The organism is Laceyella putida, from assembly GCF_042665195.1.
GTDB classification, from domain to species: domain Bacteria; phylum Bacillota; class Bacilli; order Thermoactinomycetales; family Thermoactinomycetaceae; genus Laceyella; species Laceyella putida.
Genome location: NZ_JBHTBW010000032.1, coordinates 15,544 through 33,546, shown reverse-complemented (window position 1 = coordinate 33,546; position 18,003 = coordinate 15,544). Strand labels below are relative to the sequence as shown.

Here is an 18,003-nt window from a genome sequence, read left to right as displayed (position 1 = left end):
TTTTCCTTCTGCTTTTTAGGAGGGATTCCTATGAAAAAAGATTGGAAAAAATCCGTGGTATATCAAATTTATCCCAAAAGCTTCCGCAGCTCCTGCGGCAAATCAACAGGGGATCTTAAAGGGATCATTGAAAAGCTTGATTATCTTGCTTTTTTGGGCGTGGATTATCTTTGGCTTACTCCTATTTACAAGTCACCTCAACATGACAATGGTTACGATGTAAGTGACTATTATGCAATTGATGAGAGCTATGGAACGATGAAGGAGTTTGAAGAACTGATCACAGAAGCTAAAAAACGAGATATGGGAATCATGATGGATATTGTGGTTAATCACACTTCCACTGAGCACAAATGGTTCCAAGAAGCCAGAAAAAGCAAGGATAATCCGTACCGTAACTTCTATATTTGGCGAGATGAGCCAAATAACTGGCAATCTAAGTTTGGTGGTTCCGCTTGGCAGTATGATCAAACAACAGGACAATATTATTTACACCTCTTTGATCAAACCCAAGCTGATTTGAATTGGGAAAATCAAGATGTACGCAGGGAAGTATATAATATGATGAAATTCTGGGCGGAAAAAGGAGTGTCCGGCTTCCGGTTAGATGTGATTAACTTGATTTCAAAGGAACCATCCTTCCCAAATGATACAGGAGAAGGAGCGACACAAGATGGGCGAAAGTATTACACAGACGGCCCGCGAGTTCACGAATTTTTACAGGAAATGCATCGAGAAGTGTTTGAAGGGACAAACATCATTACAGTAGGGGAAATGTCTTCCACCACGATCGACAACTGTATCAAATATTCAAATCCAGATCGAAAAGAGTTGAATATGACATTTAGCTTCCATCACCTGAAAGTGGATTATCCAGATGGGCAAAAATGGGTAAAAGCGGACTTTGATTTTCTTCGGTTGAAAGAAATCATGTCTGAATGGCAAATAGGGATGCATCAAGGAGGCGGATGGAATGCGATTTTCTGGTGCAACCATGATCAGCCGCGCATTGTTTCCCGCTTTGGGAACGATACCCGGTATCGTGAAGAATCCGCAAAAATGTTGGCAACTGCTTTGCATATGTTACAAGGAACTCCTTATATCTATCAAGGCGAAGAAATCGGCATGACCAATCCACAATTTGAAAAGATTGAAGAGTATCGTGATGTGGAGACACTAAACATTTATAAGATGAAAAACCGTCAGGGTGAGAGTCACGCAGAGATTATGGAGGCGATTAAGCAAAAATCACGTGATAATTCCCGTACGCCTATGCAATGGAATGATTCGGCAAATGCAGGCTTCTCGACCGGAACACCATGGATTAACCCAGCACCCAATTATCAGGAAATCAATGTGAAAAAAGCGATGCAAGATCCCCATTCCATCTTGTATCACTACAAAAAGCTCATTGAGCTCCGAAAAACAATTGATGTGATTACAAACGGGAATTACGAATTACTGCTCAAAGATCACCCACGTATTTGGGCATATATACGCTCGACTGAAAATGAAGCGCTGTTGGTAGTCAATAACTTCTATGGGGAAGAAGCGGAATTTACCTTGCCGGATGAAGTGAATTGGAAAGGATGGAAGAGTGAAGTTCTGATCTCCAACTATGTGAACTCCCCCGAAGAGTATAAACACATTTCTCTACGTCCTTATGAATCGATCGTATATCGCTTTACCAGATAAAGAAAATGAGTGGCTTTGGATTCGTCATCCCCAGCCACTCATTTTCTTTATTATCCATTCAACGAAAAATGAAGAAACCCCATTCCCCCATTTTTTTCCGGTTGACATGCTTCCATTCGCCCGGTTCATGAATACAACTATCAGAGAGCGTATTTGGCCTAGGGAAAGGGGTTAGAAAATTGAAAAGAAAAAAACCGATAACACCATCCAAGAAAAAGACCATCAAAGACCCTCTTACGGATGAACGCATATTGGATGAACTGTCACTGCTTGAAGAGGAATCGATCAACACCAAATGGATATACAACGGGAACCGTCCGACTGTTTCGCAGCCCGTAATAGGCAATCCAACACCGGATGTGGAAACGCCCCAACCTTCAGCACCCGCGAACCCATCCTCTTCAACGACTCAACACGCGCGGGCATCATCCGCACAGGGAGTGTCGGAAAAGAGAAAGTCCCGCAATCCACGAGGGTCGAACCAGGCCTTTATCTATACGGATGATCTCACCGACGGCGCCGTCACCAATGAGAAAATCGCCAATCAGGCCGTGGATGGAAATAACATCAAAAAAGGGGCGATTGGCACCGATCATCTCGATCAAACGTCCGTGACGGAAGAAAAACTGGCCGCGGAAGCGGTGACCGCCTCCAAAATCGCCAACAAAGCGGTCAAGGCTTACCATCTCGATCACGACATCATCGGCAGTGAACAAATCAAGCGGGAAAGCGTATTGGGCAAGCACATCAAAGAAAATGACATCCCCGGCAGCAAACTGCAAGACCACAGCATCGGCGAAAGCAAAATCAAAGAGCGCGCCATCTTGGGCAAACACATAGGGTTAGGCCATATTCAAACCGAACATCTTGCGGAACAAGCCATCGGCGGGGAAAAGATCAAAAACGGTTCCATCCGCACCGCCCACTTGGCCAACAACAGCATCAACAACGCCAAACTGGCCGACGAGGCGATTTCTTCCCAAAAGATTCAATCGGCAGCCATCACGCAAAACAAGATCGCCAATGAAGCGGTCACCAGCGACAAAGTGGCCGCCGAGGCCATCCATGGGGGCCACATCAGCGACAAAGCCATCGACACCCACCATGTGCACAATCAAGCCATCACGGAAGAAAAACTGGCCGATCAAAGCGTCACCGCCAGCAAGATCAAGCCTGGCAACATCACCAGCAACCATTTGGATAAACAAGCGGTGTTGGAACAACATATCGGTTACGCTCAAGTGAACACGGAACATCTGGCGGATGAAGCCGTCACGGGAAGCAAGTTGGCAAACGAAGCCGTAGAAAGGCAACATATCGGGTTCCAAGCGATCCATGGAGGCCACCTCGCTTTTGGCGAGATCATCGGTTCCCATCTTGCCGATTCCATCATCACTTCAGAGAAAATCGCGGAACAAGCCATTCATGAAGAACATATTGCGGAAGCAACGATTCGGGAGTACCATGTGGCAGCCAAACAAATCGACACCCAACATTTGAAAGATCAAGCGGTCACCCACGATAAAATCGCTCCTCAAGCGATCGAGACCAAACATTTGCACGAAAAAGCGGTTTATGGTCTGCATATCGCGGAGAACCAAATCGACAGTGAGCACGTCAAACCCAAAGCGATTCTGGCGGAACACTTGCAGGATGAAGCCATTACCGCCGAAAAAGTCGCCTCCGAGTCGATCCAATCCGACCATCTGGCAAGGGAGAGCATCACCGCCGAACATATCGCGCCAAACCAGATTCAAACGGAGCACTTGCAGGATGAAAGCGTCACCGCCGACAAAATCCAGCCTGAAGCCGTTACCTACTATCATCTTGCCAATGAGGCGGTATTAAGCCAGAATTTGAGTCCAGAAGCGGTGCTCACTTCCCACATTCGAGACGAAGCCATCACGGCTGACAAAATCGCCTCCCAAACAATCAAGCCCCGCCATTTGGGCGAACAGGTCATTCAAAGCGAACATATCGCGGAGGAGCAAATAGAGGGACACCATGTGAAACCGGAGGCAATCCGTCCTGATCACATTGCAAGCGAAGCGATCACCACCGACAAAGTGGCGGCGGAAGCGATCCGTTCCAAGCATGTGGCTGAAAACAGCATCCACGCTTCGCATATCGCACCCAATCAGATTGAAACGGAGCACTTGCGGGATAAAACCGTCACGTCCAGCAAAATCCAGTCAGAGGCCATCACCGGCGATCATCTGGCCGATGAGGTGGTGTCAAGCCGGCATCTGAGTTCGGAAGCGGTTTTGACGGAACACATTCAAAATGAAGCGATCACGGCCGACAAAATCGTCTCCCAAGCGATCACCGCCGAGAAAGTGGCGGCGGAAGCGATCCGCTCCGAACATGTGGCTGAAAACAGCATCCACGCACCCCATATCGCACCCCATCAGATTGAAGCGGAACACTTGCAGGATGAAGCCGTCACGGCAACCAAAATCCAAGCAAAGGCCATTACGGGCGATCATCTGGCCGAGCGCGCGGTTTCCAGCCAGCATGTGGCTGAGGAAGCGGTGCGGACGGAACACATCCAAGCGAACGCCATCACAGCCGACCACATCGCCCCCGAAATGATCCAGACCAACCACCTGTGCGAAAAAGCGATTGTCAGCGCGCACATCGCGGATAAGCAAATCGAAAGCCAACATGTGAAACCGGAAGCGATCGAAACGATCCACCTGCGGAACCAAGCGATCAACGCCGAGAAAGTGGCGGCGGAAGCGATCCGCTCCGAACATGTGGCTGAAAACAACATCCACGCTTCGCATATCGCACCCAATCAGATTGAAGCGGAACACTTGCAGGATGAAGCCGTCACGGCAACCAAAATCCAAGCAAAGGCCATTACGGGCAATCATCTGGCCGAGCGCGCGGTTTCCAGCCAGCATCTGGGCGAGGAAGTGGTGCGGACGGAACACATCCAAGCAAAGGCCATCAAAGCCGACCATATCGCCCCTGAAACGATCCAAACCAACCACCTGTGCGAAAAAGCGGTTGTTAGCGCGCACATCGCGGATAAGCAAATCGAAAGCCAACACGTGAAACCGGAAGCGATCGAAACGACCCACCTGCGGAACCATGCGGTCACCACCGAGAAAATCGCACCCGAATCCATTCAGCCCAAACACCTGGCCGAGCAGATCATTCTCTCTTCCCATATCGTCGGTGAACAAATTCAAAGCCGCCATTTGCAACAGCACAGCATCACATCCGACCATCTGACCAAGCAAGTGGTCCAGTCCCAACACCTGGCCGACAACGCCATTCAAGCGAATCACATCGCTCCTGACCAGATTGGGATCGAACACCTGAAAGAACAGGCGGTCACAGGAGCCCACTTGAACCCGGACATCATCCAGTCCCAACACCTGGCCAACAACGCCATTCAAGCGAACCACATCGCTCCTGACCAGATCGGGACCGAACACCTGAAAGAACAGGCGATCACAGGAGCCCACTTGAACCCGGACATCATCCAGTCCCAACACCTGGCCAACAACGCCATTCAAGCGAACCACATCGCTCCTGACCAGATCGGGACCGAACACCTCAAAGAACAGGCGATCACAGGAGCCCACTTGAACCCGGACATCATCCAGTCCCAACACCTGGCCAACAACGCCATTCAAGCGAACCACATCGCTCCTGCTCAGATCGGGACCGAACACCTCAAAGAACAGGCGGTCACAGAAGCCCACTTGAACCCGGGCCTGATCCGGTCCGAACATGTGGCGGAAGCCAGCATCACCGCCTACCATATCGCGCCAAACCAGATTCAAACCGGGCACTTGGCGGAACAGTCCGTCACCGCCGACAAAATCCAAGCGGGCGCCATTGCCGGCGATCATCTGGCGGAACGGGCCATTCAGAGCCAACACGTGGCGGAACAGACGGTGCGGACGGAACATATTCGAGCGAAGGCGATCACCGGGGAGAAAATCGCGAACGAAACCATTCAGTCCAAACACTTGGCAGAGCTGAACATCCTCTCCCCCCATATCGCCAACGAGCAAATTCAAAGCCGGCATTTGCAACAACACAGCATTACCGGGGAGAAAATTGCCGATGGCTCGATTGGACCCGAGAAACTGAGCTTTCAGCCCCTTTTGGCCAATCAGCAGCCGCATATGGCTTCAGGCATCACGCCATTCCGCCTGCAAGCCGGTGCACCTAGCCAATCCGTCACGATTGCTTTGGCGAAGCCGTTCCCTGAATCCTATATTGTCGTGGCCATGACCAACCAACCCTTTTGCCATGCCTCCTTGGTGAAATGCGGCAACGATGCGTTTACCATCCAAGTCCAGCGCATGGGGAACGTATCCGCCGAACTCCATGGGGCCCTTTATTGGATAGCGACCGAAACCACCCAGGCCGGTTTCCAGTCCGATCCCACACCCGTGCAACACCAATCCGTCGCCCCATCACGTCAGGCGAATGATGCGCCTTCGCCAAAATCCAACTCGGACACAACGGAGGAACCTCTCCTGTTTTCCACTTCCGCCACGCAACATCAGCCTGGCGAACCGGAAATCATCAACCTCCCGTTCCCGGAAGGGCCGGAGGATGAGAAAAACAGCTTCCGCAATTAAACGGCGCAAAACAACCCGAGCCTGACCCCGCTTCAGGAGTCAGACATCGGGTTGTTTCATTTTGTTTAGCCAAAATTGCATAAGAAACGCCACAATAGAGAACCTAAATCATCCTGTCATGCTGATCTCATTCACTGAAAGGACGATGAGACCATTGTGAAACAGTTACTCTGCACCGCTTCATGCTTGGCCATGCTGTTCTGTGGCGGATGTGCCGGCAAGGAGTCCAACGCACTTGATGGTGATGAAACTCATCAGGCCGCCAAACCCATGGTGGGCGAAGTCACGTTGCAGGCCACTCCCGAGCTGAGGGGCGGGAAAGAGAAGGATGTGCGCGAATCGCCTTCCCCTTCGCTCGCGGAATTGAGGCGCAAATATGCCCACGTTTTTGTCATTCGCGGGCCACGCACCAAACGCCAAGTCGCCCTTACGTTTGATGACGGACCCGACCTGCATTTCACTCCGCAGGTATTGGACATGCTCAAAAAACACCGGGTAAAGGCAACCTTTTTCCTGGTGGGCAAACGCGCCCAGTTCCATCCCGAAATCGTGAAGCGAATCGTGGCTGAAGGACATGTGATCGGGAACCATTCCTATTACCATGCCAATCTCCCCAAACTCAACCATAAGCATTTCCGCGACGAAATCCTGAGAACGGAATCCATGCTTAAGAAACTGACCGGCTATGCTCCCAAGCTCGTCCGTCCCCCCTACGGCACCATCAACGAGAAACAAATCAAATGGTTGGCGCGGAAACAGTACACCGTCGTGAATTGGAACGTGGATTCACTTGATTGGAAAGGTCTCATCGCCAATGAAGTGACCGCCAATGTATTGGGATCGGTCTCACCGGGGGCCATTATCCTGCAACACTCCGCGGGAGGAACCGGCGAAGACTTATCCGGTTCCGTGCAGGCCCTTGACACGATCATCCAAACACTGAAGCGAGACCGGGTTCGGTTAGTGACCTTACCGGAACTGTTGAATATCTCCAAAGCCATGCCTTCCCCGAACTAGGGGAAGACATGGCTTTTTCTATAAAAAATAATCCATTCACCCTAGATTATCTGCCCTTCCTCTTTCTATAAAATCGCATATTTATATTGTGAAGTGAAATTGATCTTGAACGATCTGATTTACTTCAAAAAACCTTTATAAGGAGAGGATCTTATGTTTTGCCATAAGAAAAAACCACGGGTGTGGATTGTGAACAAAAACAAAAACGAGAACAAAAACAAAGTGGTCGTCGTGGTTGTCGTCAAAAAGGACAAAAAAGAGAAACGCAGAAAGAAACACCATCACTGCTTCGATCCATGCAAAAAATTCCACCACCATCACTGCTTCGATCCATGCAAAAAATTCCACGATTGCGACGATGACTGCGACTGCTAAGATCAACTTCAATGCAATCAAAACCCTCATTTGTTCGTCGAGAGCAAATGAGGGTTTTGATTATTTCACACCGTAAGCCTTATCCAACATATTCAATTTATCCATGATATGGCGCTGATATGTGTCGATATACGCCTTGGGTTCTTTCGGATTCGGCCAGCGCCCGATTTTGCCGTCGAGCGGTGACACAATCTTGCTCACCGCACCACAGCCCAAGCCGATAATCGTCTGGCGCTCTTCCATGATGATGATATTGTACAAGCTTTCCAAGCCGGGAAAAGCATAGCCCACATTCTCTTGGTTGCCGAGAATATTCTTTTGCCGGTACAGGTAGTAGGGGACGTACCCCATCCCTTTCGCCCAGTCCCGCGCCATCCGCACCATTTCTCCCGTTTCATCCCGGTCGGCGACGCGGTACTTCTCTTTGTTTTGCGTCATGATCGAGCCGCGTTTAAAAGAAAGAGTGTGCACGGTCAGCGACTCAGGCCTTAATGCGCCCATCATGTTCAAGGTTTCCTGGAAACTGTCCAAGCCTTCGTTTGGCAAACCGATGATCAAGTCCATATTGATGTTGGTCAAGCCCATCTCACGCGCCAATTGGTATTTTTCCAGTGTTTCTTTCACCGTGTGATGACGGCCGATCAGTTTGAGGGTCTCTTCTTTGAAGCTTTGCGGATTGATGCTGATCCGATCCACTTTCCACCGCTTCATCAAGTCCAATTTCTCCGGGTCGAGCGTATCGGGCCGACCCGCTTCCACGGTTAACTCACGCACCCGGTCAAAAGTGGGAATGGACCGCTTCAGTTCTTCAAACAGCCCATCCATTTGTTCCGCCGTGATCGAAGTGGGTGTTCCTCCGCCAAAGTAAATCGTCGTCACCGGCAAGTTGCGTTCGTGAAGCCATGCGCCAACGGCGGCGATCTCTTCATGCAACCCCCGCAAAAACCCTTCAACCGAACCATTGCGCCCTTGAATGGCATAGGCCGGGAATGTGCAGTAAGCACACTTGGTGGGACAGAATGGGATGCCGATATATAAGCTCACTTCTTTATCCAAGTCATATAAGTCAGGCAGCACCGTAACCTGGCGCGCGATGATCTCTTTTAAAATATCGATTTTTTCTTGATGAATCAGGTAATCCTTCTTTAAAATCGTCTCCGCTTCGTCCATGCCAATCCCATCGAGCAGCATGGAGTGCAACAGCTTGGTTGGCCGCACCCCCGTCAAAATCCCCCACGGCTGTTTCACTCCCGTAGCCTGTTCCAACACTTGCAACAACACGTAGTTGACAGCTTGTTTTACCTTTTTCCGGTACTCTTTGCTCTCCGACGCCACCTTCACTTCACGTTGGTGCTCCGCTTGCCATGTCTGGCCGCTCGCCAACTCCTTCAACACGACACGGGCAAAGATCGGATGATCCTCCCGCACCGTAAAGCGCAACTGCATCTGGGCTTGCGCTTCGTCCTCTTGCAAAGCCACCTCTTCAAAAAAGAGCTGGGCAATCAACTCTATATCACGATAAAAGGCTTTATCCAAGCCCTGAATCCAAAACGTTTTCATCATTGTGCCGTGTGAAACCACGTTCCCCCTTTAACGCTGTCCAACTCCTTTAACAGTCTAGCCGATTCATGAAGTTAAATCAATGAATCCCTCCAAGCGTCAAGGTTGAAAAACCTCTTTTTTCCTCGATTTCAAGCGATTTGAACCCTTGCGTCACCGTCTATGAAAAATATGTGGATATTTTAAATGGAGATACTCGAATCCTAGCAAAATCATATATAATGGTACTTGTAACCAGTAAGAAGAGAGGGAGAACTCCGATGAAAAAAACGCTCGGCATTGTCAGTGCAGTTCTTGTCACCACTTCTCTCCTGGTTCCGGCTCATGCCGATCAAGCAAACAAATCCATCTATTTCAATGGCGGCTCGCTTTACAGTCAAGCAATTTACCGATTTAATCCCGATACGATGGATATGCAAAAGGTGTCGCCTGGAACCAACGCCGATCTGTCCCCGGATGGATCGAAATTGGCATTCATCAAGAACGACAGTTTGTACATCTCTGATGCCAATGGCAGAAATCAAGTGCGTTTGACCAACAGTCATTTTCCTACTTTTGATTCTTCTCCACGCTGGTCTCCAGACGGCAAGAAGATTGTGTTCGCCAAAAGTGACGGCAATCTTTATCTCATTGAAGTAGCCAGCAAAAAAGTGAAAGCATTAACGCAAGTGAATGAAGGCGTGCACCATGCGGAACCCGATTGGTCCCCCGACGGGTCCAAGATCGTCTTCCATTCTTCCGACCAGTCCGGCTTCACCCATATCTACTCCATGAATACGGATGGCAGCAATGTGAAGAAGCTGACCGGGCTCGGCAAGGGCAACTGTTCAGAATACAGCCCTCACTATTCACCGGACGGAAGCAAGATCTTGTATGGTGTGACCAAACAAGGGGAAACGGATGCGTATGTGATGAACGCGGACGGAAGCCAACCCAAAAACATCACCACCGGCACAACCAAAGCGGTGGCCAGCGCAATCTGGTCTGAAGATGGCGAAAAAATACTCTATACAGTCAATGATAAAGAGTTGAATCAAGACAGCCACTTCTACATCACCAACGCGGACGGGAGCGATAACAAAATCATGAAGATATCCGTCCCATTCGCGACGCCATCCGCATGGCAAACGGCGAAAGAGGACGCTTCCCAAGACGGCGCCGCATCCACCTTCAAAAAAATCACCAATTTCTTCTTGGATTGATCCAACCCTTTCCTTTTCATGCCCTTGTAAACCTACCATCGCTTACAAGGGCTTTTCTTTTTGCAAAGAACACAAAAAACCCACGTGCCGGTGAACGGACACATGGGTTTCGCTCCATTTGATTTCATATTATTCCGCCTATTTTCATTTGTGTTTAGCAATGCAATGATCCTTGGTTAATCACAGCACATCCGTTTCAGTCTCACTGCGGTCAAACATGGCACTCATCTTAAACACATGGTCAATCAAATCATCCAATGCGTCTCCTACCCGATCAAACAGATTGTCACGGTCATGTCTTCCTTGATCAGATCGATCCTCCTTCCCCTGATTTGGGTTTTCCCGTTCGGCTTCGTCATTATCTTTATCGGACGGTTTCAAAATGGGCGGAAAAATGGAACCGGGCTTTTTATCCCCGTCTGGCTCTCGCGGCGGCTTCTGGGTTGGGTCCGTCGTGGGGCGATGGGGTGTCGGTTTTGGCCGAACTTGGTTCCCTTGATCCGCACCCGATCCCTGTTGATGATCCGGCTCATCCGCCTGAAGGTCATCATTCGGCTTCGCCAAAGCCACATCTTGTTTATCGCCGGCTTCGTCAACGGTTGTCTGTTCCTCGTACGGGAACGTGAAGGAAGGATCCTTCTCTTTCATCAAACCAATCCACTTTCCTTTAGACAATGAGTCGTCAACGGGAACGAGATGTTGTTTTTTATCCTGCTTCTTCACTTGCGTAACCAAAGCCGGGTTCTCTTCATGTGCCGATTGAATCGCATAGACACCTCCACCGATGAGCATGAGGAGCCCACAGGCAATTCCGGCCACTCTCCAAAAAAAGATGGGCCTGTTTCTTTTTCTATGTAAAACCTGCTGGTATTCTTCCGGCGATAGAGCAGCAAAGGAGCCTGTCGTATATGTGCGGGACCTTCTTGCATCGGAAGGGGATTGCGTTGCTTCCCGCACTTGAACGGGATCGAGCCGAAGATGGCTTCCCGTCACGCGGCGTTTAGTCATGCCCGAGGCCACTGCCGGTTGTGGCTCCTCTTTCGCATCTTGCATCTCTTCCTTGTCCACGACGGGTTCCTTCTCTCCGACGGATTCGGGGATGGGCTCGTTTTTCTTCTCTTCGGTGGGTTCTGCCTGGTCATCTTGTGCCATCGTTTTAGCAATCCGCCTTACCACGGTGCGGATTTGAATGGTGGGCATGTCTGATGTACTCTTCGATTCCGGAAACACGTCCGTTGACTCAGTTCCGTCTGACATCTGCTCTGTTGTCTGACTCTCTGTTGTCGGTTTGTATTCCAAAGCAAACACTCTCCTTGGTTTAATAAAAGATAGAAGCTATTTCAAAACCATCTTTTGGATGGAGAAATGGCTATGGCGATCGCTCCAAAACCGTTTTCCCATTCGCTTCACTTGTCCATCGGCGCTCATCGGGAAAAGGGTTTTCCGCTCATCAACGACGTTTGAAATAACTTGTAGTTAATAAACAAAATTAATCGGTTTATGGCAATTAATAAACAGAAAAAGGGAAATGATCTCATTTATGTTATTTATGTATTTTATAGAGATCTCCTTTTTCCTGCTTCCCATGATGATTTTTATCATCGGATAAAGCCACCCTCCGAATGAAGCACTTGTCCCGTGATCCAATCCGCATCCGAACTGACCAAAAAGCGGATGAAGCGGGCCACATCCTCCGGTTGCCCGATACGCCCCATCGGAAATCGGGGCAACAGCGCTTGTTTGATGTCATCCGTCATCCAGCCTGTATCGGTTGGTCCTGGATTAACCGCATTCACTGTGATTCCCTTATGCGCCACCTCGACGGCAAATGAACGGGTGAACGCTTCGATCGCCGCTTTGGTTGCCGCATAAGCCCATTCGCCCGGCATGGGCCCCAAGGCCTGGCCCGTGGTGATATTGATCAGGCGACCGCGTTCGCCCGTAAACCGGCGCGCAAACTCCACGCATAATAACGAAGTCGCCCGTAGGTTGACAGCATAATGCCGGTCCAACAATTCTCCCGAATAATGATCCAACCCATCCCGTAGCGAAACACAGGCATTATTGACCAATATCGTCGGCTTGCCCATCTCCGTCTCGACAGTATCCATGCATTTTTGCGGGGCATCCGGTTGCGACAGATCGCATTCCCACAGGGTCACTCGAACTCCTTTAGCCCTTAGCTCTTGCGCAATTTCCCGGGGTTCGTCAGCGGTGGCCAAACCCAACTCCCGATCATAAGGAGACCAATAGGTAAGAAACAAGTCAACACCCACATCAGCCAAAGCGTGGCTGATCGCCGCCCCAATCCCTTGTTTTCTGCCGACTCCCGTCACTACCGCCAACGGTCGACTCATTTTATCACTCTTCTCTGTTCGTTTACAATTTTTTACATAAATCTTTCTAATCACATACTGAGATTAATTACACAAATCAATTTAAAATTCCTACCAATTCAGCGTATCTTTTTCCAAAACGACTCGTCTTCATGCGTGCAAACATGGGATAAGGCCTTTGAAAGCACTTGCCTTCACAATGACTGGACTCCTCCGGCAGCCAACGTGAGGACAATCATCAAGGGGGTGGTTAAAATAAAAAATGAGTTAGTTGGCGCCTTTTACCAACTAACTCATTTTCCGATGGACAATCCTGCCCGGCAAATGCCACCCGTAGATGGTGGACACCATGCGCAAAGCGACGATCAGCCCGCATAGCACCAACAATTGAACGTTGCCGCTCACCCAGTGAAGGCCGACCACCACACCGATAATGACAGACCATAAAGCATAAATCTCTTTTTGCAGCACTAATGGTTTTCTTCCCGCCAATACATCTCGGATCAAGCCGCCACCGATCCCCGTCATCACCGCAGCGAAAATCACCGCCACCAACGGCAATCCTTTATCGGTCGCATACAAGGCTCCTTGAATCGAAAAGGCGGCCAGCCCGATCGCATCAAAGAAATTCAACCATTTCTTCCAATATTGAAACCACGGTGAGGGGCAAAATAACACCAATGTAATGGCGATCAACGCCACATAGATCATCAATTCCTGTTTCCATAAGGCATCGGTCGGCAAACCAATCAATGCGTTGCGTATGACACCGCCCCCAAACGCGGTAACCAGTCCTAAGACATATGCACCAAAGAGGTCATACTTTTCTTCCGTCGCGATAATGGCCCCACTGATGGCAAAGGCGGAGATTCCCAGCACGTTAAAGAGTTCCCATGACATCTCCAACTTTGTTCCCTCCTCCCCATTTCCACAAAACCTCACTCATTATAGCTTGGCCAATGGAACGTTGTGAATAGGGAATCATTATGTTTTCATAAAAAATGGTTAATCAACAATGATTAACCTCTTTTATCAACCATCAATCACTATCATGATAATAATAATGTTCAGCCAAGGGTGACACATAACAGATCGTTTTCAAACGAATATGATATTCCCGGTGGCGAGTGACAACGAGAATATGGTCAGGAAACACATCCCGCAAGATCCCTTTGACTGATTTGCACTTCATGGCTACCTTCACATAGCGCCCCTTCATTTCCCGCAAATGGTACAGAAACACTTCCTCTTCGCCAACAAATCTCATGGGTTCCCTCATTTTTTCCATTCCATGGTCCCCTCTCCATCCAATCGTATAGTTCAACCATATGCCCGGCATCTAACATGGGGGCTTGGCCCGGCATAAAAATATGTCCAATCGGATGAAACAGGAGAGGATCCTGACCACTTTTGCATGAGGGAAGCTTAACACAGAGCAGGTGTCATCAAGCCCCCCTTCGGCCAGACCGAACGGGGGGGCTTGGTTATTGGTCTCGTTGTTTCACGATGATTTCTTTCGCCTCTTTGCGGATGGCATCTTCGACCGCCTGCTTTATTTTTTCCTCGTATGCCGTATCCACCACGAATTTCCCATCGACCGTAATGCGGTACATCGGTTTCGGCTTGGGTGGTTTGTCTTCGGCATAGCTCACGCCAAAATACTCGCATATCCCTTTGGCCGTTGCCACCGCAAACGCTTTTTGCACTTGGGGGTCTATCATCTGCGCGGCTTCTTCCAAACCGGGATCATCCATAAAGCCGTACTCGATGAGCACAGCGGGCATGCTCGTCTCACGCAACACAAAGAAATTGGCCGTTTTCACACCCCGATCCTTTCGCGGCACCGCCACTTTCACATGTTTATGGATGATCTCAGCCGCCCGCTTTCCAGCCTTGCTGCCTTTGAAATGATATGTTTCTATCCCTTCCCCGCCACCCGCATTGTAGTGGCAAGACACGTACAAATCGGCTCCTTTGCTATTGGCCAGCCTTGTTCGGGTGGACAATGGCGTGTCATTATCCGTCGGGGCCACAAGCAATGTCTTGAAACCGCACCGCTTCAATTCATCGTCCAAAAATTTGACAATAGCCTGATTAAATTCGTTTTCCTTGATGACCCGCCCGTTCAGCTGCGGAATGCGCGGTGTCCGTTTACCGGGCGTATTCATCCCATGCCCATCGTCCAACGCGATTAAATAACTCATCCCATCCCTCCCATAAAGTGATCGAGCTTGTCAGGCCAATCCAACCACTTCATCCCATTTTATGCGACAATCTCACACCCCGTTTCCACGAGCGCTGATAGCCCTTGAAAAATAGACCGAAATATGACAGGGAATAAGTCCCATCTATTATGATTATAACAAAAATTCAATCATCTTTCATGAATATTAACTTATCCACTTCCGATTTGGCTTGTTATCAAGGTTGCGAGACGAAAAGAGTCTACCTCATTCGGTAGACTCTTGCGTCTGCGGTCGATATAGCCCACAAGCTTCCCAGGTGGGATAATGGCGTCCCGGTTGAAAGGCGCACCGATAGCTTTTTTCCGTAGGCATAAGGAATTTGCACGTCTCACACTTATACAAAGTCCACGTGATCCCATATTTTTTTACCATGGAGTTCTTGCTCTTTTCCTCGATTCGATCCAAATCGATATGATCTTGTTGTTTCTTAATAGCAACCACACTTTCTAATCAAAGAAAATGAACAAACTACACTACACTATACCACACTCTTGTTCCCCATAAGCATAAAATTTGCACAAGTTCAAGAAACAAACCAAAAAGAAAAGCCCCTCCCCATGTTTCTCTTGGAGAGAAGCTTTTCTATCTATTAATCTTCTGACCATCGATAACCGCAATCATCGCACAAATATTCATCATTTTCTGTTTGCGACACATCCTTTGACCCGCATCGTGGGCATTTTTCGTTATCTCTACCCCAAAAATTTCTCTCCATCCCCCTGCCTCCCTTCCCATTTAATCTGGATTCACTGTTATTTTATAATATAGAATGAGTTCTTCTCACATTTTGCTTGTGATTTAGCCACTTGATTTCCCAGTCTTCAACCTGCGCCGCTTCAACCGTCGGTCAACCCGCAGACGGGAAAATCAAATAGGAAGTCATCTAGCTTAGTAAGTAATTTCATTTTATCAAAAGGCAAAAAAATCTGTAAATATGAAACGGCGGTTTCCCTCCCTTCATTTATCCGTTATCTCCGCCTTTTTCTTCACGCCATATAAAAATGTCCGCCGGGATGCGAAGCGCTTCCCCCAACATGCGATGAAGGGGAGAATTTGCTTCTTTCTGGTCAACGCATCGCCTCACCGCACCGACACTCCTCAGTACCCGATCAACTGGCCAATTTATCCCGCTTCGGCCCTACTTTGGTTCGTTTGGCCCATTGCCCGATCACACCGGTCCCACATAATACGCCAAAAACAATAAAAACAAAGCCAAACCATTGCGCGGCACCAATCGTTTCACCCAAAATCAGCGCGGACCCAACCAACGAAAAAAAAGGGCTGAAGTTGATGAAAATGGCCGTCTCCGAAGCTCCCAGATGTTGCACAATTCGATTATATGTCATATGGCCAAGCCCCGTCGCGATCAGAGAGGAAGCGAAAAAGAGAAGCCAAATGCCGCCATCCGCTTGCCGCATGCTCGCCAACCCCTGCGGTTCAGTGAATGATCCGATCCCCAACAGGATGACCGCGCCAAAGACGAGCATCCAACCTGTCAACACTCGCCCGTCCAGCGTACCCGTCGCTTTTTTGATCAAGATAAAGCTAATGGCTTGTGCCAATGCGGATAAAAAGATATACAGATCACCCACGGAAATGGGGATCGGCCCGCCGGTTCCGCGCATCACGATCAACGCGACCCCAACAAAACCGCTTACCAGCCCCACCAGGCGAAACCAAGTGAGTCGTTCCCCCAGCAACAGCACGGACAAGAGGGAAGTGAGAATCGGCACCAGGCCCAAGATCAACCCCGCTTGATTCGCCGCAGTCTTGGTCAATCCCAAGGAGAGAAAGTAATGATGCAACACCACACTAAACAGGCAAGCGATAAAAATCATGCGCACTTCGCGCCAAGTGAGCTTGCGCACATGCCCCAGCAAACCCATGATGCAAAGAACGAAAACACCAGCCACCAAGATGCGAAACGCCGTCATCGTGGTTGGGGCAAACGCCGCAACCAATTGTTTGGTCGCCACCACATTAAGTCCCCAAGCCAGAATCACCATCATCATGATGCCATAGATTTTCCAACGTCCCATCGCGCTTCTCCTTCCTTTTACACAAAGAAAAGGGAAGGCCCGCACGCCACGGCCACTCCCCTTAAAACCCGCCCGTATTCTCTTTCACAGGATAACATAGGTTGACACCCTCGACCAGCCTCTTTTTTCTATACTCGAAATAATGTCATTCCATCATTTGCCCAAATGTCCAAAGAGAGCAAACACAACCCCATTCCAATATCCGCCGCCTGACATCGGCATGGGTTAAAGCTTCCGACCCGCTCACCCGGTATGCGGTTCCACTAACAATGAGAATACCCAGTCATCTTAACCGCCGCTGATCGGTTAAAATAAAGATATTGCACAACCCACATCGCATTTGGATTGATAATGATTTTACTTTACTAAGGAAGTGTTGAAACTTGGACAACAACCAGTTAATCACCATGACAGAAACCTTTCGCACGCAACTTTCCACGCTCATTCGCTTGAGCAAAGCCTTGCTGGAACAACAATTGACCCGATATGGCGTCGCCATCACCGCCCGCCAGTTTACCATTTTGGTCCAGTTGGACAAAAAACCTCTCACCATAAAGCAATTGGGCGAAGTCTTCTCTATCGAACCCCCCTCGCTCATTCCCATCATCGACACATTGGAGCGACACGAGTTGGTCAATCGGGTCCAAGACAAGCAAGACCGACGCAAGAAAAACGTGGAGCTAACGGACAAGGGAGCCCAACTCATTCAACACATGCACCAGCATATCGACCAAAATCCCATCGCCATCGCCTTTGCCACGATGGGCGCGGCGAAGAGCCGGCAACTGAATGAACTGTTGGCTGAGCTCGTCCATCATCTGCAAGTGGAACACCAGCGGCAACACGACTAAACAACAAAAGATCACCCCGACGTGTCAGGGTGATCTTTTGTTGCTGGCTTATTCTGCTGTTTCCGACGGGGAAGT

14 protein-coding genes are annotated in these 18,003 nt (G+C 49.3%); 5 read left to right on the top strand and 9 right to left on the bottom strand.

From position 1 onward, the window contains the following. The first annotated feature begins 30 nt into the window (after positions 1–30). The 3 genes from treC (at position 31) to ACFQNG_RS11185 (ending at position 7,319) form a co-directional block, all read left to right on the top strand. Positions 31–1,695, top strand: a complete 1,665-nt coding sequence (gene treC / locus ACFQNG_RS11195) for an alpha,alpha-phosphotrehalase (protein WP_379865033.1) — start codon at positions 31–33, stop codon at positions 1,693–1,695. 179 nt (positions 1,696–1,874) lie between these two features. Then, the gene (locus tag ACFQNG_RS11190; protein WP_379865031.1) at positions 1,875–6,302 is read left to right on the top strand and encodes a WIAG-tail domain; all 4,428 of its coding nucleotides are present in this window, start codon (positions 1,875–1,877) and stop codon (positions 6,300–6,302) included. A gap of 156 nt (positions 6,303–6,458) precedes the next feature. Next, a complete protein-coding gene (locus ACFQNG_RS11185) occupies positions 6,459–7,319 on the top strand; it encodes a polysaccharide deacetylase family protein (protein ID WP_379865029.1) in 861 nt (286 codons plus the stop codon). Between the two features lie 135 nt (positions 7,320–7,454). Here the strand turns inward: ACFQNG_RS11185 and ACFQNG_RS11180 are convergent, their stop codons facing one another. Together ACFQNG_RS11180 and ACFQNG_RS11175 are read right to left on the bottom strand one after the other, a co-directional pair. Then, the gene (locus tag ACFQNG_RS11180; protein ID WP_379865027.1) at positions 7,455–7,706 is read right to left on the bottom strand and encodes a hypothetical protein; all 252 of its coding nucleotides are present in this window, start codon (positions 7,704–7,706) and stop codon (positions 7,455–7,457) included. Positions 7,707–7,754: 48 nt separating this feature from the next. Then, a complete protein-coding gene (locus ACFQNG_RS11175; RefSeq protein ID WP_379865125.1) occupies positions 7,755–9,254 on the bottom strand; it encodes a coproporphyrinogen III oxidase in 1,500 nt (499 codons plus the stop codon). 260 nt (positions 9,255–9,514) lie between these two features. Between ACFQNG_RS11175 and ACFQNG_RS11170 the strand changes: the two genes are divergently transcribed. Continuing rightward, on the top strand, positions 9,515–10,456 hold the full coding sequence (locus ACFQNG_RS11170; protein WP_379865025.1) for a DPP IV N-terminal domain-containing protein: 942 nt from the start codon (positions 9,515–9,517) through the stop codon (positions 10,454–10,456). A gap of 180 nt (positions 10,457–10,636) precedes the next feature. Here the strand turns inward: ACFQNG_RS11170 and ACFQNG_RS11165 are convergent, their stop codons facing one another. From ACFQNG_RS11165 to ACFQNG_RS11135, 7 genes are all read right to left on the bottom strand, one after another. Beyond that, a complete protein-coding gene (locus ACFQNG_RS11165; protein ID WP_379865023.1) occupies positions 10,637–11,755 on the bottom strand; it encodes a hypothetical protein in 1,119 nt (372 codons plus the stop codon). Positions 11,756–12,054: 299 nt separating this feature from the next. After that, entirely contained in the window at positions 12,055–12,813 is a 759-nt protein-coding gene (locus ACFQNG_RS11160) for an SDR family oxidoreductase (protein ID WP_379865021.1), read from the bottom strand. 267 nt (positions 12,814–13,080) lie between these two features. After that, the gene (locus tag ACFQNG_RS11155; RefSeq protein ID WP_379865122.1) at positions 13,081–13,692 is read right to left on the bottom strand and encodes a trimeric intracellular cation channel family protein; all 612 of its coding nucleotides are present in this window, start codon (positions 13,690–13,692) and stop codon (positions 13,081–13,083) included. A 139-nt stretch (positions 13,693–13,831) separates the two neighbouring features. Further along, positions 13,832–14,059, bottom strand: a complete 228-nt coding sequence (locus ACFQNG_RS11150) for a DUF2642 domain-containing protein (protein WP_379865019.1) — start codon at positions 14,057–14,059, stop codon at positions 13,832–13,834. Between the two features lie 217 nt (positions 14,060–14,276). Next, positions 14,277–14,996 (bottom strand): N-acetylmuramoyl-L-alanine amidase family protein, encoded by a 720-nt coding sequence (locus tag ACFQNG_RS11145; RefSeq protein WP_379865017.1) that lies wholly within the window; start codon positions 14,994–14,996, stop codon positions 14,277–14,279. 1,003 nt (positions 14,997–15,999) lie between these two features. Continuing rightward, entirely contained in the window at positions 16,000–16,122 is a 123-nt protein-coding gene (locus ACFQNG_RS11140; RefSeq protein WP_379865015.1) for a hypothetical protein, read from the bottom strand. A gap of 25 nt (positions 16,123–16,147) precedes the next feature. Beyond that, positions 16,148–17,077, bottom strand: coding sequence for a DMT family transporter (locus tag ACFQNG_RS11135; RefSeq protein WP_379865014.1), 930 nt, complete (start codon positions 17,075–17,077; stop codon positions 16,148–16,150). Between the two features lie 383 nt (positions 17,078–17,460). Here ACFQNG_RS11135 and ACFQNG_RS11130 point away from each other — a divergent pair, with 383 nt between their 5' ends. Beyond that, positions 17,461–17,928 carry a MarR family winged helix-turn-helix transcriptional regulator gene (locus ACFQNG_RS11130; RefSeq protein ID WP_379865012.1) on the top strand — a complete coding sequence of 156 codons (468 nt, stop codon included), beginning with the start codon at positions 17,461–17,463 and terminating at the stop codon, positions 17,926–17,928. Positions 17,929–18,003 lie beyond the last annotated feature (75 nt).

What these genes read in the sequence shown, in the direction of transcription:
- treC (WP_379865033.1), top strand. Translation starts at nt 31, where the DNA reads ATGAAAAAAGATTGGAAAAAATCCGTGGTATATCAAATTTATCCCAAA.
- ACFQNG_RS11175 (WP_379865125.1), bottom strand. Translation starts at nt 9,254, where the DNA reads ATGAAAACGTTTTGGATTCAGGGCTTGGATAAAGCCTTTTATCGTGAT.
- ACFQNG_RS11170 (WP_379865025.1), top strand. Translation starts at nt 9,515, where the DNA reads ATGAAAAAAACGCTCGGCATTGTCAGTGCAGTTCTTGTCACCACTTCT.
- ACFQNG_RS11160 (WP_379865021.1), bottom strand. Translation starts at nt 12,813, where the DNA reads ATGAGTCGACCGTTGGCGGTAGTGACGGGAGTCGGCAGAAAACAAGGG.
- ACFQNG_RS11155 (WP_379865122.1), bottom strand. Translation starts at nt 13,692, where the DNA reads ATGTCATGGGAACTCTTTAACGTGCTGGGAATCTCCGCCTTTGCCATC.
- ACFQNG_RS11150 (WP_379865019.1), bottom strand. Translation starts at nt 14,059, where the DNA reads ATGAGATTTGTTGGCGAAGAGGAAGTGTTTCTGTACCATTTGCGGGAA.
- ACFQNG_RS11145 (WP_379865017.1), bottom strand. Translation starts at nt 14,996, where the DNA reads ATGAGTTATTTAATCGCGTTGGACGATGGGCATGGGATGAATACGCCC.
- ACFQNG_RS11135 (WP_379865014.1), bottom strand. Translation starts at nt 17,077, where the DNA reads ATGGGACGTTGGAAAATCTATGGCATCATGATGATGGTGATTCTGGCT.